The sequence below is a fragment of the Streptomyces sp. NBC_00726 genome (genome assembly GCF_045161735.1).
Taxonomy (GTDB): Bacteria; Actinomycetota; Actinomycetes; order Streptomycetales; family Streptomycetaceae; genus Streptomyces.
Genome location: NZ_CP108983.1, coordinates 371,352 through 394,010 on the forward strand (window position 1 = coordinate 371,352; position 22,659 = coordinate 394,010).

Here is a 22,659-nt window from a genome sequence, read left to right on the forward strand (position 1 = left end):
CCCCGGGCCGTTGCTCGTACCGAACCGTGCGGCGATCAGCCCTTGCGGGTGTTGATCTCCTCGGTGAGCTGGGGGACGACGTCGAAGAGGTCGCCGACGACGCCGTAGTCCACGAGGTCGAAGATCGGGGCTTCGGCGTCCTTGTTGACCGCGACGATGGTCTTCGAGGTCTGCATGCCGGCCCGGTGCTGGATCGCGCCGGAGATCCCGTTGGCGATGTACAGCTGCGGGGAGACGGACTTGCCGGTCTGGCCGACCTGGTTGGTGTGCGGGTACCAGCCCGCGTCCACCGCCGCACGCGAGGCGCCCACCGCGGCACCCAGCGAGTCCGCCAGGGCCTCGATGACCGCGAAGTTCTCCGCGCCGTTGACACCACGGCCACCGGAGACCACGATCGCGGCCTCCGTCAGCTCCGGACGGCCCGTCGACTCACGCGGCGTACGCGACAGCACCTTCGTACCCGTGGCCTGCGCCGAGAAGGAGACCGCCAGCTCCTCCACCGCACCCGCACCGGCAACCGCCTCGACCGGAGCCGAGTTCGGCTTCACCGTGATGACCGGGGTACCGTGCGTGATCCGGGACTTCGTGGTGAACGACGCGGCGAACGCCGACTGCGTCGCCACCGGACCCTGGTCACCGGCCTCCAGGTCGACCGCGTCCGTGATGATGCCCGACCCGATACGCACCGCGAGACGCGCCGCGATCTCCTTGCCCTCCGCCGACGAGGACACCAGCACCGCCGCCGGGGACACCACCGCGAAGGCGGCCTGGAGCGCATCCACCTTCGGCACGACAAGGTAATCACCGAACTCGGCGGCGTCGGCGGTCAGCACGCGCACCGCACCGTGCTCGGCGAGCACGGCGGCGGTGTCCGCGGCACCGGCACCCAACGCGACGGCAACCGGGTCACCGATACGGCGGGCGAGCGTCAGCAGCTCCAGGGTGGGCTTGCGGACGGCACCGTCCAGGTGGTCGACATAGACGAGAACTTCAGCCATGGAACTTCAATCTCCTGCGTGTACGAAGTAGGCGGGGGTGATGGGGGAACGCCGGGATCAGATGAACTTCTGGCCGGCCAGGAACTCGGCCAGCTGCCTGCCGCCCTCGCCCTCGTCCTTCACGACCGTCCCCGCGGTACGGGCCGGACGCTCCGCCGCGGAATCCACCGCACTCCACGCACCCGCCAGACCCACCTCGTCCGCGTCAACCCCCAGATCATCCAGATCCAGGGACTTCACCGGCTTCTTCTTCGCCGCCATGATCCCCTTGAACGACGGATAACGCGCCTCACCCGACTGGTCGGTCACCGACACCACCGCCGGCAACGACGCCTCCAGCTCCTCCGACGCACTGTCCCCGTCACGACGCCCCCGCACCACACCACCCTCGACCGACACCTGCGACAGCAACGTCACCTGCGGCACCCCCAGCCGCTCCGCGAGCAGCGCCGGAACCACACCCATCGCCCCGTCCGTCGACGCCATCCCCGAGACCACCAGGTCGTACCCGGTCTCCTCCACCGCCTTCGCCAGCACCAACGACGTACCCAGCACGTCCGTACCGTGCAGACCGTCGTCCTCGACGTGAACCGCCTTGTCCGCACCCATCGACAACGCCTTGCGCAACGCGTCCTTGGCATCCTCCGGACCCACCGTCAACACAGTGACCTCCGCATCACCAGCCGCCTCCGCGATCTGCAACGCCTGCTCGACCGCATACTCGTCCAGCTCCGACAACAGACCGTCGACATCCTCACGATCCAACGTCAGATCATCGGCAAAACGCCGGTCACCCGTCGCATCGGGCACATACTTCACACAGACAACGATCCTCAAGCTCACGCCGGGCTCTCCTACTGCATCGTCATTTCCGGGCTGCCTTGTTGCACGCAGCATAGGCGCCTGATGGGGCGTTTTCCGGTCGGGGCGACCGACGCTCCGACCTTCATATTACTCGCCAGTACACCCAGCGTATGCCCCATGGGCAAGCGCTCCGCACTGTGATCTGCCCTACGCGATCCGCCCGGGAACCCCCGGGCCTCCGGTCAGTCGCGCAGAGCCGTGAACCGGCCCTGGTGATAGACGAGCGGCCGGCCCTCGCCGGCCGGGTCGCCCTCGATCACCTGCGCGATCACGATGTGGTGGTCGCCCGCCGGGACCCGGGCCACGACGCGGCAGACCAGCCACGCGAGCACGTCGTCCAGCAGCGGAACACCCTCCGGGCCGCTGCGCCAAAAGGTGGAAGGACCGAACCGGTCGGCGCCGCTCCTCGCGAAGGTGGCGGCCAGTTCCCGCTGGTGTTCGCCGAGTATGTGCACGCCCACGTGCTCGGCCTCGGCCAGCACCGGCCAGCTGGAGGACGCGGTGCCGACGCCGAAGGAGACGAGGGGCGGCTCGGCGGCCACGGAGTTGAGCGAGGTGGCGGTGAAGCCGGCCGGGCGTTCCCCGGCGGCGGTGATCACGGCGACTCCGGCGGCATGCCGGCGGAACACGGAGCGCAGGAGTTCCGGGGAGGCCGTGCGCGTCTCGCCGAGCCCGGGTGATGCCGTCATGGAGATGTCCTTGTGCGCGTCGGATGTGCGGGGTCGTGGGTGCTCAGGCACCCGGACAGCACGCGCCGGCGGTGCGGGCGAGGTCGATGTACGCCCGGCCATGGAGAAGCGGATCTGACGGCATAACGTCAGACTGACGATGGGCGGCCGGTGCAGTCAAGGGCGTCCCATCAGGTGGGAGAAGCATCACGGTCCGTCATATCGCCCGGCCGAGCGCGGCGACGACGTCGACGGTGCGGGGCTGCCCCTCGGCACGGCGGACGATCCGGCCGTCGGCGTCGAGGACCAGGACGGTCGGGGTCCGGCTGATGCCGAGGTCGCTACGAGCGCGAGACGCGCCTCCGCGTCGATCTCCACATGGGCGACCCCCTCGACCATTCCGGCCACCTCCGCGAGGGTGCGCCGGGTGGCCCGGCAGGGCTGGCAGAAGGCGGTGGAGAACTGGACGCGGGTGGCCCGCTCCCCCAGTTCCGCGCCGAGTCGTGCCGCGTCCAGCCTCTCGGCGCCTGCCTGCCCGTCCACCTTCGGCCTCCTGTCAGAGCTTTACGCAAGGGATCAGCGTCCGTGACGCCGCGGGCATTCCCGGGCGCCCCACGTGACGAGAATCTCGCGCCCCGGCGCCGCCGGGACTGGCCACCACGTCGCCGTATGGGGCACGATCGCCCCAATGCCGAAAACCTACGGCTGCGTAACTTCCGCCGGGAGAACCTCCGCGGGCGCTGAAGAAAGGGTCTTCCCCAGATGGCAGAACTCGTCTATCGGCCGGTCATCGGCGCCGCTCGCACGTTTTTCAAGGCGCTCGACCTGAAGATCGACACTCAGGGTTCGGAGCACATCCCGAAGACCGGTGGCGCTGTTCTGGTCAGCAACCACATCAGTTATCTGGACTTCATCTTCAGTGGCCTCGCCGCGCTTCCGCAGAAGCGGCTGGTGCGTTTCATGGCCAAGGAATCGGTATTCCGGCACAAGGTCTCCGGGCCGCTGATGCGCGGCATGAAGCACATTCCCGTCGACCGCAAGCAGGGCGAGGACGCGTACGCGCACGCGCTGGAATCGCTGCGGTCCGGTGAGATCGTCGGGGTGTTCCCGGAGGCGACGATCTCGGAGTCGTTCACGCTCAAGAGCTTCAAGTCCGGTGCCGCGCGCCTGGCGCAGGAGGCCGGGGTGCCGCTGATCCCGATGGCGCTGTGGGGCACGCAGCGGCTGTGGACCAAGGGCCGGCCGCGCAGCTTCAAGCGCAACCACATCCCGGTCACCATCCGCGTCGGCGAGCCCGTGGAGGCCCCCACCGACCAGTACGCGGGCGCCATCACGCGGCGGCTGCGCGAGCGGGTGCAGGAGCTGCTGGAAGCGGCGCAGCGGGCCTATCCGGTCCGGCCGAAGGACGCGAGTGACACCTGGTGGGTGCCCGCGCACCTGGGCGGTACGGCTCCGACGCCGGCCGAGGTCCGCGAGCGCGGCTGAGACGTCACGCCGGGGTACGGACGCATCCGCACCCCGGCAACGGCCGGTCCGCCCTAGGCGGCGGCCATTTCCTCCTTGATCGCGAGGAGGAACGCGTCGACGTCCTCCTCCGTGGTGTCGAAGGCGCACATCCAGCGCACGTCCCCGGCCTGCTCGTCCCAGAAGTAGAAGCGGAAGCGCTTCTGGAGCCGTTCGGTCACCGCGTGCGGCAGCCGGGCGAAGACGGCGTTGGCCTGGACCGGGTAGAGAATCTGTACGCCGTCGATCCCGCGCACGCCCTCGGCGAGCCGCTGGGCCATCGCGTTGGCGTGCCGGGCGTTGCGCAGCCACAGGTCGCCCGCGAGCAGCGCCTCCAGCTGTACGGAGACGAAGCGCATCTTGGACGCGAGCTGCATGGACAGCTTGCGCAGGTGCTTCATGGCGCGGACCGCGTCGGGGTTCAGGACGACGACGGCCTCGCCGAAGATGGCCCCGTTCTTCGTGCCGCCGAAGGAGAGCACGTCGACGCCGACCGTGTTGGTGAACGTACGCATGGGCACGTCCAGGGACGCCGACGCGTTGGCTATGCGGGCGCCGTCGAGGTGCACCGTCATGCCGTGCCCGTGGGCGTGTTCGCAGATGGCGCGGATCTCGTCGGGGGTGTAGACGGTGCCCAGCTCGGTGTTCTGGGTGATCGAGACGACCTGCGGCATGGCGCGGTGCTCGTCGTCCCAGCCGTACGCCTGCCGGTCGATGAGCTCCGGGGTGAGCTTGCCGTCCTCGGTGGGGACGGTGAGCAGCTTGAGGCCGCCGACCCGCTCGGGCGCCCCGCCCTCGTCCACGTTGATGTGTGCGGACTCGGCGCAGATGACCGCGCCCCAGCGGTCGGTCATGGCCTGGAGCGCCACCACGTTGGCGCCGGTCCCGTTGAAGACCGGGAACGTCTCGGCGGTGGGGCCGAAGTGGCTGTGCATGACGCGCTGAAGATGGCCCGTGTAGTCGTCCTCGCCGTAGGAGACCTGGTGGCCGCCGTTGGCGAGGGCGAGGGCCGCGAGGATCTCGGGGTGCGTCCCCGCGTAGTTGTCACTGGCGAAACCGCGGACCTGCGGGTCGTGATGGCGACGCGCGTCGGTCCTTACGGTTGCGGGGTCAGCCACAGGCGCTTTCCGTTCACTTCAGGGGCGGGCCGGTCCCAGGCGCCGGCGATGGCATCGGCCAGTTCCCTGACGTCGGTGAAGCCCGCGAACTTCGCATTCGGGCGCTCGGCGCGCATCGCGTCGTGCACCAGTGCCTTCACGACCAGGATCGCAGCCGCGCTGCGGGGGCCGTCCTCGCCCCCCGCCTTGCGGAAGGAGTCGGCGAGGGCGAGGGTCCATGCCTCGGCGGCGGCCTTGGCGGCGGAGTAGGCGGCGTTGCCCGCGGTGGGCTTGCTCGCGCCCGCGGCGCTGGTCAGCAGGAAGCGTCCCCGGTCGCTGCGCAGCAGGCCGTCGTGGAAGGCGAGCGAGGTGTTCTGCACCGTGCGGATCAGCAGCTTCTCCAGCAGCGTCCAGTCGGCGGGGTCGGTCTCGCCGAAGGTCGCGCTGCCTCGCCAGCCGCCGACGAGGTGGACGACGCCGTCGACGCGGCCGAACTCCTTCTCGGTCTTGGCCGCCCATTCCCGGGTGGCGGCGAGGTCGAGCAGGTCGACGGTGTCGCCGGTGACGGTGGCGCCGCCGTGGGCGTAGCGCGCCGCGTCGACGGCTTCGGCGAGCCGGGCGGGGTGGGAGTCCGAGGCGACGACGACCGCGCCCGCCTCGGCGAGCCGCAGCAGCGTGGCCCGGCCGGCCGGGCCGGCGGCTCCGGCGACGGCGATCACGGCGCCTTCGAGCGCGCCGTCCGCGTCGCCCGTGCTTGTTCCGTTCATGGCCTCCGCCTCCTTGGGACCTGTGCTCACGCGGCAGCCTTCCCCGTGTCCGAGCCGGTGATGCCCTTGGCCGAGGCGATCACGCTCTTCAGCTTCTTGGAGAGGGCCTCATAGAACATGCTCAGGGGAAACTCGTCCGGAAGCACGTCGTCCACGAGTTTCCGCGGCGGCTGGGAGAGGTCCAGGGCGTCGGGGCCCTTGGCCCAGCGGGAGCCGGGGTGCGGGGCGAGGTAGCCGGAGACGAGGTCGTACGCGGCGAACCAGTGGACGAGCTTGGGGCGGTCGATGCCGTCCCGGTACAGCTTCTCGATCTCGGCGCAGAGCTGGTTGGTGACCCGCGGGGCGCGCTCCCAGTCGATCCGGAGCGTGTTGTCGGTCCAGCGGACCACGTCGTGCTTGTGGAGGTACGCGAAGAGCAGCTGGCCGCCGAGGCCGTCGTAGTTGCGGACGCGCTCGCCGGTGACCGGGAAGCGGAACATCCGGTCGAAGAGCACGGCGTACTGCACGTCGCGGCCGTGCGGGTTGCCCTCGGCCTCCAGTTTCACGGCCTCCTTGAAGGCGGTGAGGTCGCAGCGCAGCTCCTCCAGGCCGTACATCCAGAACGGCTGGCGCTGCTTGATCATGAAGGGGTCGAACGGCAGGTCGCCGTGGCTGTGGGTGCGGTCGTGGACCATGTCCCAGAGCACGAACGCCTGCTCGCAGCGCCGCTGGTCGCCGATCATCGCGCGGATGTCGTCGGGCAGCTCGACGCCGAGGAGGTCGACGGCCGCCTCGGTGACGCGGCGGAAGCGGGCGGCCTCGCGGTCGCAGAAGATGCCGCCCCAGCTGAAGCGCTCGGGGGCCTCGCGGACGGCGATGGTCTCCGGGAAGAGCACCGCGGAGTTGGTGTCGTAGCCGGAGGTGAAGTCCTCGAAGGTGATGCCGCAGAACATCGGGTTGTCGTAGCGGCGGGCCTCCAGCTCGGCGAGCCAGTCGGGCCAGACCATCCGCAGCACGACCGCTTCGAGATTGCGGTCGGGGTTGCCGTTCTGGGTGTACATGGCGAAGACGACCAGGTGCTGGAGGCCGTCGGCGCGCCCCTTGGCCGGCTGGAAGGCCAGCAGGGAGTCCAGGAAGTCGGGGACGCCGAATCCGCCGCCCGCCCAGTCGCGCAGGTCCTTCACGAGGGCGCGGTGGTACGCGGCGTCGTGCGGCAGCAGCGGGGACAGCTCCTCGACGGCGCCGATGACCCGCTCGACGGCGGCCCCGGCGAGCGCCGGGGTGGGCGCGCCCTCGGCGTCGAAGTCGATGGAACCGTCCTTGGACTGCCAGGGGCGGATCTCCTCCACGGCGCTCTTGAGCACGGGCCAGGCCGGGTGCTCGATCACCCGTGGGGCGGCAGCTATGTCGCCGGACGCGGCATCGTGCACAAGAATTTCCGTCATCACACTTCCTCCACGGGAGAACCTCGCGTCTGTCCACCGTATCCGCGTGCGAGTCCCCGGGACAAGTGGGATTGTGGAAATTATCCTGCTGACCCCCATGGTCACCGCTGTTTTTCCTGTGATACGCCGCTGCGGCGGCTTCTTCGGGGGTTTCGCGGGGGCCTCGCACAGTCGGGCCCGCCCCTTCCCCGTACGGCGTTCCGAGGCCACTAGGCTGCCGGGGGAACAGAGCGTCGACGGAAGCGAGCGGGCCTTGTCTCTTCTCACGATCGGTCATCGCGGAGCGCCGGGATTCGAGCCGGAGAACACGCTGCGCTCGTTCGTCCGCGCCGAGAAGGAGGGCGTCGACCTCATCGAGCTGGACCTGCATCTGAGCAAGGACGGCGCGCTGGCCGTCATGCACGACGCGGAAGTGGACCGTACGACCGACGGCGAAGGCCCGATCGCGGAGAAGACGCTCGCCGAGCTGCGCGCGCTCGACGCGGGCCTGGGCGAGCGGGTGCCGGTCTTCGAGGAGGTCCTGGACGCCGTGCGGTCCCCGCTCCAGGCGGAGATCAAGGACGTGGCCGCGGCCCGCACCCTGGCCCGGGTCATGCACGAGCGGGATCTGGTGGAGCGGGTCGAGGTGATCTCGTTCCACGACGAGGCGATCGCCGAGATCGCGCAGCTGGTCCCGGGCGTGCGGACGGCGCTGGTGGCCGGCCGCTGGGGCGGGGACCTGCTGGACCGCGCGAAGGCGGTGGGCGCGACCCGGCTCATCCTGAACATCCGGCGCATCACGCTGGAGCTGGTCGAGAAGGCCCACGCCGAGGGGCTGACGGTCTTCGGCTGGACGGTCAACACCCGGAAGCAGCTGCGGCTGGCCGAGGGGCTTGGGCTCGACGGTGTGACCACCGACCACCCCGACATCCAGCGCGGGGGCGGCGCCCCCGCGTAGGGGTCAGCCGGCCAGCTCCTTGACCAGCAGTTCGAAGGCCAGGTCGTCGCGCTGGGGGATGCCGAAGCGCTCGTCGCCGTACGGGAACGGGGACAGCTTGCCCGTGCGGCGGTAGCCGCGGCGCTCGTACCAGGCGATGAGCTCGTCGCGGACGGAGATCACGGTCATGTGCATCTCCCGCACGCCCCAGCTCTCCCGGACCGTGCGCTCGGCCTCGGCGATGATCACCTTGCCGAGACCGGCACCCTGGAGCGCGGGGCGGACCGCGAACATCCCGAAGTACGCGGCCTCGCCGCGGTGCTCCAGCTGACAGCAGGCGACGGGTGCGCCGTCGCGTTCCACCACGAGCAGCCGGCTGCCCGGGCTCTCGACCACCGCGCGCACGCCCTGCGGGTCGGTGCGCTGTCCCTGGAGGATGTCCGCCTCGGTGGTCCAGCCGGCCCGGCTGCTGTCGCCCCGGTACGCCGACTCGATCAGCTCGACGAGCGCGGGGACGTCCGCTTCGGTGGCGTCGCGGAACGTCAGCTCTCCCGTGTCCCGGGGCGGGGCGGTGTCCATGGCGGGGGTCTCCGGCTTCTGTGCGGGGGCGGTGCCGGAGCAGCGTAACTCCGCGGGCGGTGCCCGGGCTGCGGGCGGGGCGCCCGGGGGCGCACAGGGCGCGTGGGGGCGTGCCCCGGAAGCACTTCCAGCGTGCGGACTTCCGGCCGCACCTCCGTGCGCCGCGTACGGGTGTCCGGCCCCGGGCATCTACTGGTCGACGGTGATGTCGTTCGCCCGGGGGGAGGGCCGCTGTGCACGGACCGGCGATGTCCGGATGGCTGCTGATGGCGTTGTGCGCGGTGACGGGCTCGTACTGCCTGCTGCGCACCCGTACGGGGAGCGCCGAGGAGCGCAGAGCCGCGCGGGCCGAGGCGCTGATGGGCTTCGGCATGGCCGCGATGGCGGTCCCGGCGGCCGCCGTCGCCCCGCCCGCGTGGGGATGGAGCGTGTACGCGGTGTTCTTCGGGGGTGCGGCGGTGCGGGCGCTGTGGTTCTCGCGGCTCAGCGGACACCATCTGCACCATCTGGTCGGCTCGTCCGCGATGGTCTACATGGCGGTGGTGATGGCCCGGGCCGGGGCGGGCGGGCACGGCGGCGGCCACGCCTCGCACGCGATGGGTGCGCACAGCATGGCCGGGGCGGGCGGCATACCCGTGCTCACGGGGCTGCTCCTCGTCTACTACGCGGTGTACGTGCTGCGCTCGGGCGCCCGGCTGGTGCCGGTGGCCGCGGCGGCCACCGGCGGCGGGTCCCCGGCCGGGGGCTGGGGCGCGCGCCCCGAGCTGGCGCTGGCGTGCCGGCTGACCATGGGCATAGCCATGTTCGCGATGCTGCTCACCCTGTGAGACGGAACGGGCCGCGTTTCGTGGTGTGCGTCACTTGGCGCGCGGAGCCGTATCCGTGTGTGGCGCGGCCCTCATAGGCTGGCGCCATGTGGGTCTCCCTAGCGCTGCTGCTGCTCGGTGCGGTGGCCGCCGTCGTGACCCCGCGCCTGATGGCGCGGGCCGAGTGGCCCGAGCGCGAGCCGGTGGTGGCGCTGTGGGTCTGGCAGTGCGTGGTGGCAGCGGTGCTGCTCTCGTTCGCCCTCTCCATGACGTTCAGCGCGGCCGCCGCCTGGCAGGCGGTACGGGGCCATGTCTTCGCGCCCGCGCCGCACGCCGTCGTCGACGCCTACGCGCTCGCGGGCCACGGCGCGTGGTCGGCCGTGATGGCGGTGCTGCTGGCCCTCGGTGGGGTGTGGACGGCCGCCATGCTGGCCCGGGAGATCCACCGGGCGCATCTGCGGCGCAGGCGGCGGCGGACGGAACTCCTGGTGCGCGCCCCGCTGATGCCGGGCGAGGAGCCGGGGTCCGGGCGTCTTGTGGTGCTGGAGGGCGAGCGGCCCGATGCCTGGTGGCTGCCGGGGTCGGCGCCCCAACTCGTCATCACCACGGCCGCGCTGGGGCGCCTGAAGGGCCGGCAGCTCGATGCGGTGCTGGCCCATGAGCAGGGCCACGCGCAGGCCCGGCACGACTGGCTGCTCAACTGCTCGGAGGCGCTGGCCACCGGTTTCCCGCAGGTGCCGGTGTTCGCGGCCTTCCGCAACGAGATGCACCGGCTGGTCGAGCTGGCGGCCGACGATGTGGCGTCAAAGCGCTTCGGCCGGCTGACGATCGCCCTGGCCCTGGTCGAACTGAACGAGGACCGGGGCGTGTTCGGCCCGTCCTCGGCCGCGGACGCGGAGCTGCCGCTGCGGGTGAACCGGCTGCTGGCCCCGGCGGGCAGGCTCACGGCCGGACGGCGGCTGCGGCTGACCGCGGCGGCCGCCCTGGTGCCCGTGGTCCCGCTGCTGGTGGCGTTCGTGCCGGGGCTCAGCGCGCTGAAATAGAAGTCGTCCCGGGGCTCGGTGCCCTGAAGCACGACGTGCCGGGGCTCGTCGCCCCGAAGCAGCGGACGCGCTCTTCGGGCGCGCTGAGATGGCCGGAGGGGGCGCCCGTCGGCGAGGATCGGGCCATGCACATTCCGCTGCTCTCCCCCAACGGCCGGGTCCGCTCCGTCTCGCGGCTCTCGCGGGCGGGCACGGTCTGCGCGGTGCTCGGCGGCGCGGTGACGGCTCTGGTCGTCGCCCGGTGGCGGCCGCTCGTGGAGCTGGACGAGCGGATCGCGGAAGCGCTGCACCGGCGGGCGGTGACCGAGCCCGGCCTCGTCCACGTCAACCGGCTGCTGACGGACTGGCTGTGGGACCCCTGGACCTTCCGTGCCCTGATCGCCGTCGCGGTGGTGGGGCTGTGGTGGCGCGGGGTCCGGCCGCTCGCAGTCTGGGTGGCGGCCACGACGCTGCTCTCGGCGCTCATCCAGCAGGGTGTCAAGGCGGTCGTCGGACGGGACCGGCCGCAGTGGCCGGACCCGGTGGATTCCGCGCACTACGCGGCCTACCCCTCGGGGCACGCGATGACGGCGACCGTGAGCTGCGGGCTGCTGCTGTGGCTGCTGCACCGGGCCGGTGCGGGGCGCGGGGCGTGGCGGGCGGCGGTGGGCGCGGCGGCGGTCTCGGTGCTCGGGGTCGGGCTCACCCGGCTGTATCTGGGTGTGCACTGGCCGTCCGACGTGCTGGGCGGGTGGCTCCTCGGGGCCGCCCTGGCCGCCTTCGCGATCCGGGGCTTCGACCGCTGGAGCGCCGCTTCCCCGGCGCGCCGGGGGCGCTGACCAGGCGGGACGCCGGGGGTGCCGGACAGGCGCCCTTGCCCGGGGCCCGCCGGTTCGGCGAGGATCGGTGCCATGCCGATCAAGGGTGCCCTCTTCGACTTCTCCGGGACGCTGTTCCGGATCGAGCCGGTCCGTTCCTGGCTCGCCGCGACCCTCGCCGAGCGGGGGGTGCGCGTGGACGAGGCCGCCTTCGAGCGGTACGCGACGGAGCTGGAGGCGTTCGGCGCGCTGCCGGGCGGGGCCAACCCGAAGCGGATGCCCGAGGAGCTGGCGGCCGGCTGGGCGCACCGCGACGAGAACGCGGAGCTGCACCGCGCGGTGTACACCGGTCTGGCCCGCCAGGTCGCCCTGCCCGACCCCGGTCTGTACGACGCGCTGTACGAACGCCATCGGAGCCCGGCCGCCTGGCACCCCTACCCGGACGCGGCGGAGGTGCTGGAGGGGCTGCGCGCGGCCGGGGTCCGGATCGGGGTCGTCAGCAACATCGGCTGGGACCTGCGCCCCGTCTTCCGCGCGCACGGCCTGGACCGCTACGTGGACGCGTACGTCCTCTCGTACGAGCACGGCGTCCAGAAGCCGGACGCACACCTCTTCCACACGGCGTGCACACTTCTCGGACAGGATCCGGCGAATGTGGTGATGGTGGGCGATGACCGGCACGCCGACGGCGGGGCCGCGGTGCTGGGCTGCGAGGTGCGTTTCGTACGCCACCTGCCGGTGGACGAACGGCCCGACGGACTGCGGGAGCTCGGACTGACCGAGAAGGTTGCCTGAGACACATGTGAGAGATGTCCCTGACGCGCAATGGGTCGGATTGTCACATCGTGGCCTTAGCCTGGAGAACATGTCCCCGACTCCGTGCCCGCCCGATTCCGTACGCCCGGCAGCAGTGGTGAATGAAGACATTCGCGACCTGTGGCGGCGTTCGGGCGGTCACCTGTCCCCGGAGGACGAGGAGCAGTACCAGCGTCTGCTGGTCGAGTGGGCCGCCGCGACCGGGGGCAGCGAGCGGCCGGCGTTCTGAGACGTCCCGGCTCCGGCGATCCCCTGCGTCGCCGGAACCGGTTCGTGGCGGGGGTACAGCATGTCCCGTCACGGCTGATCGGTCAATGAAGTATCACGGCCCGCGAGAGGTCCGGGTCGTACGGTGACGGGGCGGACCGCTCAGCTCGCGCCGAGGCGCACCGCCTGGCGGGCCGCCGCTTCGAGAACGCGGTCGAGCAGCCCGGGGAACAGCGCGTCGAGGTCGTCCCGGCGCAGCCCGTTCATCTTGGCGGTGCCCCGGTAGGTCTGCCGGACGATGCCGCTCTCGCGCAGCACCCGGAAGTGGTGCGTGGTGGTGGACTTGGTGACCGGCAGGTCGAAGCAGGAGCAGCTCAGCTCGTCCTCGGCGGCGGCCAGTTCGCGTACGACACACAGCCGCACCGGGTCCGCGAGGGCGTGCAGGACCGCTTCGAGCCGGATCTCCGCGCGGGCGGGGTGGGGCAGGGTGCGCGCGCCCGCTGCCGGGGCGGTGGTGCTGGCGGGGGCCACGGCCGCTCTCCTTGTCGTCGCTCCGTCCGGGGCTCCCATACTACGAGGCTCATCGTAATTCGCCATAGAGCATGGGAGCCGTCCTCGGCCGGGGCGGCCGGGAGCCCTCACACCGCCAGGTGCGGGAAGCGGTATTCGGTGCGGCTGCGGAAGTGTTCGCCGGGGCGCAGGACGGTGTCCGGCTGGTCCGGGCGGTTGGGCGAGTCGGGGAGGTGCTGGGTCTCCAGGCAGACGGCGCTGTGGCGCTCGTGGTGGCCGCCGTCGGGGTCGGCGAGGGTGCCGTCCAGCTGGTTGGCGGTGTAGACCTGGATGCCCGGTTCGGTCGTCCACACCTCCATGACGCGGCCGCCGTCCGGGGCCGTGAGGCGGGCGGCGCGGCGGGGCGCGGCCGGTGCGGCCGTGCCGCCGAGGACCCAGCAGTGGTCGAACCCGCCCGCCCGGCGCAGCTGTTCGTGCGGCAGGGCGATCCGGTCCGCGAGGGTCCGCGGCCCGGTCAGGTCGAACGGGGTGCCGGCGACGGGCGCGGCGGGGCCCTCGGGGATGCCCTCCTCGTCCACGGGGAGGTAGTGCCCGGCGTCCACCTGGAGGGTGTGGCCGAGGATGTCGCCCCGGGCGGTGAGGTCGAAGTACGCGTGGTTGGTGAGGTTGACGACGGTGGCGCGGTCGGTGGTGGCCGCGTAGTCGAGCGCGAGGGTGCCGGCCGTGTCGAGGGTGTACGTCACGGTGACGTCCAGCGCGCCGGGGAAGCCCATGTCGCCGTCCGGGCTGTGCAGCGTGAGCCGCAGGACGGCCGCCTCGTCCGTGGTGGTGGCCTCGGCCCGCCAGATCCGGGTGTGGAAGCCGTCGGGCCCGCCGTGCAGGGCGTGGCCCCGGTCGGTGGCGGGGACTTGGTGCGCCGCGCCGTCGAGGGTGAATCTGCCGTGTGCGATGCGGTTGGCGTAACGGCCGACGAGGGCGCCGAAGAACGGGTTCTTGCCCGTGTAGTGGTCGAGGGCGGGCAGCGAGCGGACGACGGAGGCCGGGGTGCCCGCGGTGTCGGGCACGGTGAGCCGGTGCAGGATGCCGCCGTAGGTGAGGATCTCGGCCCGGACTCCGGTGCCGGGGTCGAGGGTCCAGACCTCGACGTCCGCGGGTCCGTGGGCGCCGAACGGTTTGCTGTGCGCGGTGGGGCGAGGCATCAATGGTCCTTGGGGCGGTCGGAAGGCCGGGGAACGGTGGATTCGCGGACGACGAGCCGGTAGCCGGGCCGGGGCCGCCTGGGCTCCGCCACCGGCTCGCCGGACAGGCGCTCGACCAGGCTGTCGACGGCGAGCCGGGCAATGGCCTCCTTGTCGGGCGCCACGGTGGTGAGCGTGGTCGCGCCGTAGAGGCTCTCCTCGATGTCGTCGAAGCCGACGACGGCGACGTCCTCGGGGATACGCAGACCGCGTGCGGTCAGGGTGCGCATGGCGCCGATGGCGATGAGGTCGTTGTACGCGAAGACGGCGTCGGGCCGCTCGCCGCGGTCGAGGAGCGCGGCCATGGCGGCGGCGCCGTCCTCGCGGCCGTAGCCGTCGGTGACGACGACCAGCGCCTCGTCGGGCTCGATGCCGGCGGCGGCCAGCTCCTCGCGCCAGCCGCGCAGCCGGAGGTGGGCGGGCTGGCGTTCGCGGCCGGTACGGGAGCCGAGGAAGGCGATCCGGCGGTGGCCGAGCCCGATGAGGTGGCGTACCGCCTCGCGCGCCGCGGCGACGTTGTCGATGGCGATGTGGTCGTACGGGGCCTCGTACTCGCGCTCGCCGAGCAGGACCAGGGGCGCGGTCTCGGTGCGCGCCATCAGGTCCTCGGTCTCCAGGTGGATCGGGCTGAGGATGAGCCCGTCGATGACGTGGGACCGGAATCCCTGGCTGACGAGGAGTTCCTTCTCGCGCAGTCCGCCGGTGTGGTCGACCAGCACGGTGTAGTCGTGCCGGGCGGCGGCGTCGACCACCGCACCGGCCAGCTCCGCGAAGTACGGGTTGCCGAACTCGGGGACGGCGAGCGCGATGATCCCGGTGCGGCCCTTGCGCAGATGACGGGCGGTGAGGTTCGGCCGGTAGCCGAGCTCGTCGATGGCCTGCTGCACCTTGGCGCGCATCTTCGGTGTGACGTGCTGATAGTTGTTCACCACGTTCGACACGGTCTTGATGGACACGCCCGCCCGTTGTGCAACGTCCTTGAGGCTGACGCCCACGGCACTCCCTGAATCGACTTGTCGCGCGGTGACGCGCGGTGGCCCGGCTCCCGCCGGTTCGGCTCGAACGGCTCGACCGGTGCCGGGGCTGTGGGGCCCCGGCACCGGTTCAGGTGGTTCTGCGGCTGCGCGCCAGATAGCGCTGCGCCACGACGACAACGATAAGGAAGCCGCCGCTGACGACCGACTGGTACGAGGAGTTCAGCGAGCCGATCTGGTTGATCAGGTTCTGGATGACCTGGAGGAGCAGGACGCCCCAGAGCGTGCCGCTGATGGAGCCGGCGCCGCCGATGAGGAGGGTGCCGCCGATGACGACGGCGGAGATCGCGTCGAGCTCCATGCCCACGCCGATGATGGTGACACCGGAGGAGAGCCGGGCGGCGTTGAGCGCACCGGCCAGCCCGGCCAGCAGTCCGCTGAGCGTGTAGACGAGCATCTTCGTACGGGCGACGGGCAGGCCCATCAGAGTGGCGGCGTCACTGCTGCCGCCGACGGCGAAGATCGACTGCCCGAACGAGGTGCGCTGGAGGAGGAGTCCGCCGAGGCCGAACAGCGCGAGGGCGATGAAGACCGGGTAGCCGAAGCCCCGGATCGCGCCCTGGCCGAGTTCCGCGAAGGCCGAGTCCTTGGGCACCAGATAGGTGGTGGCGCCCTCGTCCGTGATCGCGAGGAGCAGCCCGCGCGCCCCGAGAAGGGTGGCGAGCGTGACGATGAACGGGGCCATTCCGGCCCGGGCCACGAGGAAGCCGTTGAGCAGGCCGATCGCGCCGCACACCACGAGCGGGACCAGCAGGGCGGGCAGGATGCCCCATTGCGAGGCCCAGGCGGCGAGCACCCCGCCCAGGGCGAAGACGGACCCGACGGAGAGGTCGATGCCGCCGGTGATGATGACCATGGTCATCCCGAGCGCGACGACGGCCAGGAACGATGCCTGGACGGTCACTCCGCGGGCGTTGTCCAGGGTGGAGAACGTCGTCGGGTAGATGCAGGACGCGACGATCACGACGGTCAGGAGGACGACCAGGACGCCCTGGCGTTGCAGGAGTCCGGCGATCAGCCGGCCGGTCCCGCGCGATGGTCCGGCACCGGGCGCCGGTGTGGAGGCGGCGGGCGTCTTGCGCGGGGCCTGGGCGGGGGCCGCCGGGGCGGGTGAGGTTTCGTTCATCGGGACCGACGCTCCCGGGCGACGTAGACGGCGGCGATGATGATGGCCGCCTGGGCGATCTGTGCGGTGGAGTCGGGCAGGTCGTGCTTGATGAGGGTGGCCCGCAGCAGCTGCATCAGCAGGGCGCCGGCGACGGTGCCGAGGACCCGGATGGAGCCGCCGTTGAGCGGGGTGCCGCCCACCACGACCGCCGTGATGGCGGAGAGTTCCATGAGGGTGCCGAGCGAGGACGGGTCACTGGCGGTGAGCCGGGCGGTGGCCAGGACTCCGGCGAGGGCGGCGAGCACCCCGCAGAGCACGTACACCCCGATGAGCACCCGCCGCACGGGCAGTCCGGCCAGGGCGGCCGCGGAGCGGTTGCCGCCGATGGCGACGACCTGGCGGCCGAAGGTGGTCCGGGTGACGAGGAAGGCGACGGCGACGGCGAGGATTCCGGCGATCAGGACGACCAGCGGGATGCCGAGGAAGGAGCCGGTGCCCAGGGACAGCAGGTCCGGGTTGACGATCTGCTTGAGCCGGCTGTCCGCCATGACCAGGGCGAGGCCCCGGCCGCCGACAAACAGGGCGAGTGTGGCGACGATCGGCTGAAGCCCGACGAGGGAGACCAGGGTGCCGTTGACCGCTCCGACGAGGGCGCCGGCGAGCAGCGCCATGACGAGTGCGGGGACCAGTCCGTAGCCGAGGTAGAGCGGCAGCAGCGCGGCGGCCACGGCCATGGTCGAGCCTACGGAGAGGTCGACGCCCTCGGTGCCGATGACGAGCGCCATGCCGAGGGCGACGATGACGATCGGGGCGACCTGGACGAGCTGGGTGCGCAGGTTGTCCACCGTCATGAAGTGCTCGGTGAACAGGGCGTTGAAGACGAGGACGACCGCGACGGCGAGGTAGACGCCGTACTCCTGGTACCAGGCGGGGTCGCGCAGCCGGGCGAACGGCCGGGCTGCCGGGGTGGTGACTGCGGCCTGGGTCATCGGGGGTCCTCCTTGGCGGCCGGCGCCTTGTCCGCGGCAGCCGGTGAGTGGTCGGCGAGCACTTCGAGCAGATGACTCTCCGCCACCTCGTCGCCCGCCAGTTCGCCCGCGACCGCTCCGCCGCGCAGGACGACGATCCGGTCGGCGCCCTCGATCAGTTCCTCGATGTCGGAGGAGATGAGCAGGACGGCCAGGCCCTCCCGGGCGAGGTCGTCGATGAGGCTCTGGACCTCGGCCTTGGCACCGACGTCGATGCCCCGGGTGGGTTCGTCCAGGAGCAGGACCTTGGGTTCCAGGCAGAGCCAGCGGGCCAGCAGCACCTTCTGCTGGTTGCCGCCGGAGAGCTCGCCGACCTTCTGCTCGGGGCTCGCCGCCTTGATCCGCAGTCGTTTCATGAAGATGTCGACAATGCGGTCCTGCTTGGCGCGGGAGACGATGCCGGCGCGGGAGAGCCTGGGCATCGCGGCCAGCACGATGTTCTCGCGGACCGAGAGGCCGGGCACGATGCCCTCGGCCTTGCGGTCCTCGGGCAGCAGGCTGATGCCGGCCCGGATGGCACCGGCCGAGGTGAGGCGGCGCAGGGTGCGGCCGGCGATGCTCACCTCGCCGGAGTCCAGGGAGAGCGCTCCGGCGATGGCCTTCGCGGTCTCGCTGCGCCCGGAGCCGAGGAGTCCGCCGAGACCCATGACCTCACCCGCGTACAGGTCGAGGGAGATGTCGTGCAGCTGGTGGTCGCGGGAGAGGCCGGTGGCGGTGAGGACGGGGGTGCGGGCGGCCTCGTGGCCCTCGGAGCCGAAGCTGGTGAGTCCTTCGCGGCGCACCTCGGCCATGTCGCGGCCGAGCATCATCGAGACGAGCCGCATCCGGTCGAGGCCGGCGAGGTCGCCGGTGTGGATGTGCTTGCCGTCGCGCAGGACGGTGACCCGGTCGCAGATCCGGTACAGCTCGTCCATGCGGTGGCTGACGTAGAGGACGGCGATGCCGCGTCCGCGCAGGTCCTCGATGACCCGGAAGAGGGTCTCGACCTCGCGGGGCTCCAGCGAGGAGGTGGGTTCGTCCATGATGACGACCTGGGCGTTCACGGAGACCGCGCGGGCCATGGCGACCATCTGCTGGGTGCCGATGCCCAGGGTGTGCAGGGGGCGCTTCGGGTCGACGCGGACGCCGAAGCCGTCGAGCAGTTCGCTCGTCTCGCGGTACATCCGGGGGAAGTCGATCAGGCCGAAGCGGTTCTTGGGTTCGCGGCCGAGGAAGATGTTGCGCGCCACGCTCATCAGCGGGACGAGGTTCACCTCCTGGTAGATCGTGGAGATCCCGGCCTCCTGCGCCTCGAACGGCCGGGCGAAGACGACCTGCTCGCCGGCCAGCCGCAGTTCGCCCTCGTCGGGGCGGTAGACGCCGGTCAGCACCTTGATGAGGGTGGACTTGCCGGCTCCGTTCTCCCCTACCAGGGCGTGGGTCTCGCCGGCGCGCAGGGAGAAGGAGACGCCGTCGAGGGCGACGACGCCCGGGAACCGCTTGCTGACCGAGCGCGCTTCCAGGACGGCGGGGGCCGCGCCGGGCTCGTCCGCGAGGGCCGTTCCGGTCGCGCTGCTCTCCTTCGGGTCGGCGGCCGGCTCCGGCGGCTGCGGTACTGCTTCGGGTGGTGCCATGGCTGGTCTTGGCCTTCCGCTCTTCCAAGGATGGGGCCCGGTGGCCGCCGTGGCGGGGAAGCGCCACGGCGGCGGTGAACCGACGGAGCCGGTACGGGCGATGGGGCCGGCCGGGATCAGAAAGCGTTGCCGACCGTGGACTTGGCGTTGGACTCGTCGTACGAGCGGTCGCTGATGATGACGTTCTCGGGGATCTCCTCGCCGCCGTAGAACTTCTGGGCGGTCGCGAAGGCCAGCGGGCCGAAGCGCGGGTTGGACTCGATGACGGCGTTGTACTCGCCGTTGACGATGGCCTGGACGGCGTTGCGGGTGCCGTCGACGGAGACGATCTTGATGTCCTTGCCGGGCTTCTTGCCGGCGGCCTTCACTGCGGTGACGGCGCCGAGGCCCATCTCGTCGTTCTCCGCGTAGATGGCGGTGATGCCGGGCTTGGACTGGATCAGCTGCTCGGTGACCTGCTGGCCCTTGTCGCGGGCGAACTCACCGGTCTGCTGGGCGACGATCTCCATGTCGGGGGCCTCGGCCTTGAGCTGGTCCACGAAGCCCTTGGTGCGGTCGGTGGTGACGTTGTTGCCCGACGAGCCGAGGAGGATGGCGACCTTGCCCTTGCCGCCGGTCGACTTGATCATGGCGTCGGCGGCGCGCTTGCCCTGCTCCACGAAGTCGGAGCCCAGGAAGGCCACGTAGTCCTTGCAGGCGGTGGCGTTGAGCTTGCGGTCGACGGTGAGGACCGGGACCTTCTTGGCGGCGGCGGCCTTGAGGGCCGGCTCCAGGCCGTCCGAGTTCAGCGGGGCGACGATGAGGAACTGGGCGCCCTGGGCAAGCATGTCCTGGATGTCGCTGATCTGCTTGGACAGCTGCGACTGGGCGTTGGTGGTGAGCAGCTTCTTGACGCCGATCTTCTTCGCCTCGTCCTTGATGGACTGGGTCTCGGCGATACGGAAGGGGTTGGCCTCCTTCTCCGACTGGGAGAAGCCGACCACCGCGTTCTTCAGGTCGAGCTTCGGCGCGCCGTAGCTCTGCAACGAGCAGCCGGAGCCGGACGAGGACTCGGGGGTCTCGGCCGCCTGCGCTGCCTGGCTGCCGTCGCTGCTCGCGTTGTCGTCCGAGCCCTCCGACTTGGAGCAGCCGGAAACGGCCAGCGTGGCGGTGGCGGCGAGGACGCAGGCCACGGCGAGGGTACGGGATCGACGCTGGATCATCATGCGCGGGAGCTCCTTGGCGGGATGACGGCACGCCGGGGCGTGCGGTCGGTCATGGCTGGACGATGCATCGGCCGCGGCACGGCGGCTGATGTCACTGCACTCACGGCCCCGCTAGGAGACGGCCCCTAGCTGCACAAACTGCGGTCGTGAGAGCCTGCGCGGCCTCTCGGCGGCTCGGTTTACAACGTTATATAGGCGGTGCGGCACGGGCGGCAAGAGCGCTGTCGATGCGTTTCCAAAATGTGTCGCGGCCACTTCGTCCGGCTCCGGAGCCCGGACCCGGACATTGCCGCCGCCCCTCTGGACAGCCGCCCGACGGCGTGCTGTCATACCGCCGGAACGCCATTTTCCAACGTTGCAGAAAAGTGCCGCGCCCTCTGCACGGATCGCGAAGGCGCCCTTCGCCATGCGCACGGCCGGTCCGTGCGGCCGGGCCGTGGCGACACTCTCGCTTGTCATGCGCATTCCCATGCCGGAGTTGCGTGTCCGGCAGAGCAGGAGCCCTCCCCCATGCCCCTGAACCGCAGACAGCTCATGACCGCCGCGCTCGCCACCGTCGCCGCCACCACGGCGGCCGGCCGCTGGCCGGCCACCGCGACCGCAGCCGAGCACCGGGTGCGGCCCACGCGCGGCGGCCACTACTCCCCCAACGCCGCGCCCCTGCACCCCACCGCCTTCCTGCGGCTGCCGCCCGGCCGGGTCACCGCACGCGGCTGGCTCGCCGTCCAGCTGAAGCTCCAGCTGGACGGGTTGTGCGGCCGGTACGAGGAGTTCTCGCACTTCCTCGACTTCTCGGCCACCGGCTGGGTCCGCCCCGAACTCGGCGGCTGGGAGGAGGTCCCGTACTGGCTGCGCGGCCACACCGACCTGGCGATCGTCACCGGCGACGCGAAGGCGCTCGCGGCGGTGCGCCGCTGGTTCGACGCGATCCTGGCCACCCAGCAGTCCGACGGCTTCTTCGGCCCGGGGGCACTGCGCATCTCGCTGAACGGCGGCCCGGACTTCTGGCCGTTCCTGCCGCTGGTGCAGGCCCTGCGCTCCTGGCAGGAGTACACCGGGGACGCCCGGATCATCCCCTTCCTGAGCCGGTTCTTCCGGTACATGAACGCCCAGGGCCCCGGCGCCTTCAACACCAGCTGGATCGCGCTGCGCCGGGGCGACGGCCTGGACAGCGTCTTCTGGCTGTACAACCGGACCGGCGACGTCTTCCTGCTCGACCTCGCCGACAAGATCCACACGTACGGTGCCGACTGGGGCGACAACCTGGTCGACCCGCACAACGTGAACATCGCCCAGGGCTTCCGCGAGCCCGCCCAGTACGCGCTGCGCAGCGGCTCGGCGCAGGACACCCGGGACACGTACGGGACGTACGGCAAGGCCATGGACCTGTACGGGCAGTTCCCCGGCGGCGGGTTCGCCGGGGACGAGAACGCGCGGCCCGGGCACGGCGACCCGCTGTGGGCCGACCGCTGCGAGGAGCTGGCGTTCAACTCGCTGCCCGCCTCGCTCGACCCCTCGGGCAGGGCGGTCCACTACATCACGAGCGCCAACAGCGTGGACCTGGACAACGTGCCCAAGTCGGAGCGCCAGTTCCAGAACGGGTTCGCCATGCAGGCGTTCCTGCCGGGCGTCGACCAGTACCGCTGCTGCCCACACAACTACGGCATGGGCCGGCCCTACTTCACCGAGGAGACGGACTACCCCTTCACGGACGCGGTCACCCTCACCCTGAAGGCCCCGAAGCGGCTCGCCTTCCCGCTGGTGCTGCGCGTCCCGGCCTGGTGCGACGCCCCCGGGATCGCGGTGAACGGGCGGCGCGTCGACGCCCCCGCAGGCCCCGCCTTCACCCGCGTCGACCGCACCTGGTCCGACGGGGACCGGGTCACCCTGCGCTTCCCGCAGCGCATCGGCGGCAGCGACCGGTTTCCCGAGTACGCGGTCCACGCGACCGGTCCCTGGAACTACGGGCTCGTCCTGGACGCGGAGAAGCCCGCCGCGTCCCTGCGCCACCACAGCGCGCGCCGTATCCCGGAGTGGACGGCCGACGACGAGCACGTGGTGGCCCCGCTCCAGGACTCGCCGGCCCACAGCACCGAGCCGGTGGAGGAGGTGACCCTCGTCCCGATGGGGGCGGCCCGGCCGCGGATCACCTCGTTCCCGGGCGCGGAACCGGGCGCGGAACCGTGGCTCGCGGACCGCTGGTACCGCATCCGCAACCATCACTCCGGCAAGGTCCTCGGCGTCGACAGCATGTCCCTGGACGACAGCGCGCACGTCGTCCAGTTCGACGACAACGGCACCGACGACCACCTCTGGCAGCTCGTCTGACTGCCCGGCGCTCCGCGCCCTCCCCCTGTACCGCTCCCGTCCCCGGGGGCCGCACCGAATCAAGGAGACGAACCTGTGAGCCGTTTACGAGTACCCGGCCGAAGGCCGTG

22 protein-coding genes and 2 pseudogenes are annotated in these 22,659 nt (G+C 71.5%); 8 read left to right on the forward strand and 16 right to left on the reverse strand.

The window, feature by feature from the left end; all coding sequences use genetic code 11:
- Positions 1-35: 35 nt before the first annotated feature.
- The 5 genes and pseudogenes from OG338_RS01555 to OG338_RS01575 all read right to left on the reverse strand — a co-directional run bounded on the left by OG338_RS01555 (position 36) and on the right by OG338_RS01575 (position 3,073).
- Positions 36-998, reverse strand: coding sequence for an electron transfer flavoprotein subunit alpha/FixB family protein (locus OG338_RS01555; protein WP_405935593.1), 963 nt, complete (start codon positions 996-998; stop codon positions 36-38).
- Positions 999-1,055: 57 nt separating this feature from the next.
- The gene (locus OG338_RS01560) at positions 1,056-1,841 is read right to left on the reverse strand and encodes an electron transfer flavoprotein subunit beta/FixA family protein (RefSeq protein ID WP_405935594.1); all 786 of its coding nucleotides are present in this window, start codon (positions 1,839-1,841) and stop codon (positions 1,056-1,058) included.
- Between the two features lie 203 nt (positions 1,842-2,044).
- Entirely contained in the window at positions 2,045-2,551 is a 507-nt protein-coding gene (locus tag OG338_RS01565; protein ID WP_405935595.1) for a flavin reductase family protein, read from the reverse strand.
- Positions 2,552-2,594: 43 nt separating this feature from the next.
- On the reverse strand, positions 2,595-2,738 hold the full coding sequence (locus OG338_RS01570; RefSeq protein WP_405935596.1) for a putative leader peptide: 144 nt from the start codon (positions 2,736-2,738) through the stop codon (positions 2,595-2,597).
- A 9-nt stretch (positions 2,739-2,747) separates the two neighbouring features.
- A pseudogene (locus OG338_RS01575) lies at positions 2,748-3,073 on the reverse strand (TlpA family protein disulfide reductase).
- A gap of 219 nt (positions 3,074-3,292) precedes the next feature.
- Between OG338_RS01575 and OG338_RS01580 the strand changes: the two are divergent.
- On the forward strand, positions 3,293-4,015 hold the full coding sequence (locus OG338_RS01580; RefSeq protein WP_161208160.1) for a 1-acyl-sn-glycerol-3-phosphate acyltransferase: 723 nt from the start codon (positions 3,293-3,295) through the stop codon (positions 4,013-4,015).
- Between the two features lie 53 nt (positions 4,016-4,068).
- Here the strand turns inward: OG338_RS01580 and OG338_RS01585 are convergent, their stop codons facing one another.
- Genes OG338_RS01585 through OG338_RS01595 form a run of 3 tightly spaced genes read right to left on the reverse strand, consistent with a single transcriptional unit; the run spans position 4,069 to position 7,321 of the window.
- The gene (locus OG338_RS01585) at positions 4,069-5,151 is read right to left on the reverse strand and encodes a threonine aldolase family protein (protein WP_405935597.1); all 1,083 of its coding nucleotides are present in this window, start codon (positions 5,149-5,151) and stop codon (positions 4,069-4,071) included.
- Positions 5,130-5,897 carry an SDR family NAD(P)-dependent oxidoreductase gene (locus tag OG338_RS01590; RefSeq protein ID WP_405935598.1) on the reverse strand — a complete coding sequence of 256 codons (768 nt, stop codon included), beginning with the start codon at positions 5,895-5,897 and terminating at the stop codon, positions 5,130-5,132. The genes OG338_RS01585 and OG338_RS01590 overlap by 22 nt, the downstream gene beginning before the upstream one ends.
- 26 nt (positions 5,898-5,923) lie before the next feature.
- On the reverse strand, positions 5,924-7,321 hold the full coding sequence (locus tag OG338_RS01595) for a DUF6421 family protein (protein WP_405935599.1): 1,398 nt from the start codon (positions 7,319-7,321) through the stop codon (positions 5,924-5,926).
- A gap of 253 nt (positions 7,322-7,574) precedes the next feature.
- On the opposite strand from OG338_RS01595, the gene OG338_RS01600 reads away from it, so the two are divergent.
- Complete coding sequence (locus tag OG338_RS01600; RefSeq protein ID WP_405935600.1) at positions 7,575-8,258, forward strand: glycerophosphodiester phosphodiesterase; 684 nt, start codon at positions 7,575-7,577, stop codon at positions 8,256-8,258.
- Positions 8,259-8,261: 3 nt separating this feature from the next.
- Here the strand turns inward: OG338_RS01600 and OG338_RS01605 are convergent, their stop codons facing one another.
- Positions 8,262-8,816 carry a GNAT family N-acetyltransferase gene (locus tag OG338_RS01605; protein WP_405935601.1) on the reverse strand — a complete coding sequence of 185 codons (555 nt, stop codon included), beginning with the start codon at positions 8,814-8,816 and terminating at the stop codon, positions 8,262-8,264.
- Between the two features lie 233 nt (positions 8,817-9,049).
- On the opposite strand from OG338_RS01605, the gene OG338_RS01610 reads away from it, so the two are divergent.
- The 5 genes from OG338_RS01610 (at position 9,050) to OG338_RS01630 (ending at position 12,507) form a co-directional block, all read left to right on the forward strand.
- Positions 9,050-9,643: a DUF5134 domain-containing protein gene (locus tag OG338_RS01610; RefSeq protein WP_405935602.1), complete on the forward strand. Its 594-nt coding sequence runs from the start codon at positions 9,050-9,052 to the stop codon at positions 9,641-9,643.
- A gap of 86 nt (positions 9,644-9,729) precedes the next feature.
- Entirely contained in the window at positions 9,730-10,665 is a 936-nt protein-coding gene (locus OG338_RS01615; protein ID WP_405935603.1) for a M56 family metallopeptidase, read from the forward strand.
- A gap of 125 nt (positions 10,666-10,790) precedes the next feature.
- Positions 10,791-11,483 (forward strand): phosphatase PAP2 family protein, encoded by a 693-nt coding sequence (locus OG338_RS01620; protein WP_405935604.1) that lies wholly within the window; start codon positions 10,791-10,793, stop codon positions 11,481-11,483.
- 72 nt (positions 11,484-11,555) lie between these two features.
- Positions 11,556-12,257 (forward strand): HAD family hydrolase, encoded by a 702-nt coding sequence (locus tag OG338_RS01625; protein WP_405935605.1) that lies wholly within the window; start codon positions 11,556-11,558, stop codon positions 12,255-12,257.
- A gap of 70 nt (positions 12,258-12,327) precedes the next feature.
- Entirely contained in the window at positions 12,328-12,507 is a 180-nt protein-coding gene (locus OG338_RS01630; RefSeq protein ID WP_405935606.1) for a hypothetical protein, read from the forward strand.
- Positions 12,508-12,647: 140 nt separating this feature from the next.
- On the opposite strand, the gene OG338_RS01635 is transcribed toward OG338_RS01630, so the two are convergent.
- From OG338_RS01635 to OG338_RS01665, 7 genes are all read right to left on the reverse strand, one after another.
- Positions 12,648-13,016 carry an ArsR/SmtB family transcription factor gene (locus OG338_RS01635; protein WP_405935607.1) on the reverse strand — a complete coding sequence of 123 codons (369 nt, stop codon included), beginning with the start codon at positions 13,014-13,016 and terminating at the stop codon, positions 12,648-12,650.
- A 107-nt stretch (positions 13,017-13,123) separates the two neighbouring features.
- Entirely contained in the window at positions 13,124-14,194 is a 1,071-nt protein-coding gene (locus tag OG338_RS01640) for an aldose epimerase family protein (protein WP_405935608.1), read from the reverse strand.
- Positions 14,194-15,228 carry a LacI family DNA-binding transcriptional regulator gene (locus OG338_RS01645; protein ID WP_405935609.1) on the reverse strand — a complete coding sequence of 345 codons (1,035 nt, stop codon included), beginning with the start codon at positions 15,226-15,228 and terminating at the stop codon, positions 14,194-14,196. Before OG338_RS01645 ends, OG338_RS01640 begins: the two co-directional genes overlap by 1 nt.
- A 109-nt stretch (positions 15,229-15,337) precedes the next feature.
- Complete coding sequence (locus tag OG338_RS01650) at positions 15,338-16,393, reverse strand: ABC transporter permease (protein WP_405935610.1); 1,056 nt, start codon at positions 16,391-16,393, stop codon at positions 15,338-15,340.
- Positions 16,390-17,364, reverse strand: coding sequence for an ABC transporter permease (locus tag OG338_RS01655; RefSeq protein ID WP_405935611.1), 975 nt, complete (start codon positions 17,362-17,364; stop codon positions 16,390-16,392). The genes OG338_RS01650 and OG338_RS01655 overlap by 4 nt, the downstream gene beginning before the upstream one ends.
- The gene (locus OG338_RS01660; protein ID WP_405935612.1) at positions 17,361-19,016 is read right to left on the reverse strand and encodes a sugar ABC transporter ATP-binding protein; all 1,656 of its coding nucleotides are present in this window, start codon (positions 19,014-19,016) and stop codon (positions 17,361-17,363) included. Before OG338_RS01660 ends, OG338_RS01655 begins: the two co-directional genes overlap by 4 nt.
- A gap of 116 nt (positions 19,017-19,132) precedes the next feature.
- Entirely contained in the window at positions 19,133-20,221 is a 1,089-nt protein-coding gene (locus tag OG338_RS01665; protein WP_405935613.1) for an ABC transporter substrate-binding protein, read from the reverse strand.
- Between the two features lie 510 nt (positions 20,222-20,731).
- Here OG338_RS01665 and OG338_RS01670 point away from each other — a divergent pair.
- Positions 20,732-22,546: pseudogene (locus OG338_RS01670) on the forward strand (beta-L-arabinofuranosidase domain-containing protein); the annotation flags it as partial.
- Between the last annotated feature and the right edge of the window lie 113 nt (positions 22,547-22,659).

Excerpts from the sequence above, each read along its gene's own strand:
- OG338_RS01555 (WP_405935593.1), bottom strand. The coding sequence starts at position 998 with ATGGCTGAAGTTCTCGTCTATGTCGACCACCTGGACGGTGCCGTCCGC.
- OG338_RS01570 (WP_405935596.1), bottom strand. The coding sequence starts at position 2,738 with ATGCTTCTCCCACCTGATGGGACGCCCTTGACTGCACCGGCCGCCCAT.
- OG338_RS01605 (WP_405935601.1), bottom strand. The coding sequence starts at position 8,816 with ATGGACACCGCCCCGCCCCGGGACACGGGAGAGCTGACGTTCCGCGAC.
- OG338_RS01565 (WP_405935595.1), bottom strand. The coding sequence starts at position 2,551 with ATGACGGCATCACCCGGGCTCGGCGAGACGCGCACGGCCTCCCCGGAA.
- OG338_RS01650 (WP_405935610.1), bottom strand. The coding sequence starts at position 16,393 with ATGAACGAAACCTCACCCGCCCCGGCGGCCCCCGCCCAGGCCCCGCGC.
- OG338_RS01615 (WP_405935603.1), top strand. The coding sequence starts at position 9,730 with ATGTGGGTCTCCCTAGCGCTGCTGCTGCTCGGTGCGGTGGCCGCCGTC.
- OG338_RS01640 (WP_405935608.1), bottom strand. The coding sequence starts at position 14,194 with ATGCCTCGCCCCACCGCGCACAGCAAACCGTTCGGCGCCCACGGACCC.
- OG338_RS01625 (WP_405935605.1), top strand. The coding sequence starts at position 11,556 with ATGCCGATCAAGGGTGCCCTCTTCGACTTCTCCGGGACGCTGTTCCGG.
- OG338_RS01620 (WP_405935604.1), top strand. The coding sequence starts at position 10,791 with ATGCACATTCCGCTGCTCTCCCCCAACGGCCGGGTCCGCTCCGTCTCG.
- OG338_RS01590 (WP_405935598.1), bottom strand. The coding sequence starts at position 5,897 with ATGAACGGAACAAGCACGGGCGACGCGGACGGCGCGCTCGAAGGCGCC.
- OG338_RS01655 (WP_405935611.1), bottom strand. The coding sequence starts at position 17,364 with ATGACCCAGGCCGCAGTCACCACCCCGGCAGCCCGGCCGTTCGCCCGG.
- OG338_RS01580 (WP_161208160.1), top strand. The coding sequence starts at position 3,293 with ATGGCAGAACTCGTCTATCGGCCGGTCATCGGCGCCGCTCGCACGTTT.
- OG338_RS01595 (WP_405935599.1), bottom strand. The coding sequence starts at position 7,321 with ATGACGGAAATTCTTGTGCACGATGCCGCGTCCGGCGACATAGCTGCC.
- OG338_RS01660 (WP_405935612.1), bottom strand. The coding sequence starts at position 19,016 with ATGGCACCACCCGAAGCAGTACCGCAGCCGCCGGAGCCGGCCGCCGAC.
- OG338_RS01665 (WP_405935613.1), bottom strand. The coding sequence starts at position 20,221 with ATGATGATCCAGCGTCGATCCCGTACCCTCGCCGTGGCCTGCGTCCTC.
- OG338_RS01630 (WP_405935606.1), top strand. The coding sequence starts at position 12,328 with ATGTCCCCGACTCCGTGCCCGCCCGATTCCGTACGCCCGGCAGCAGTG.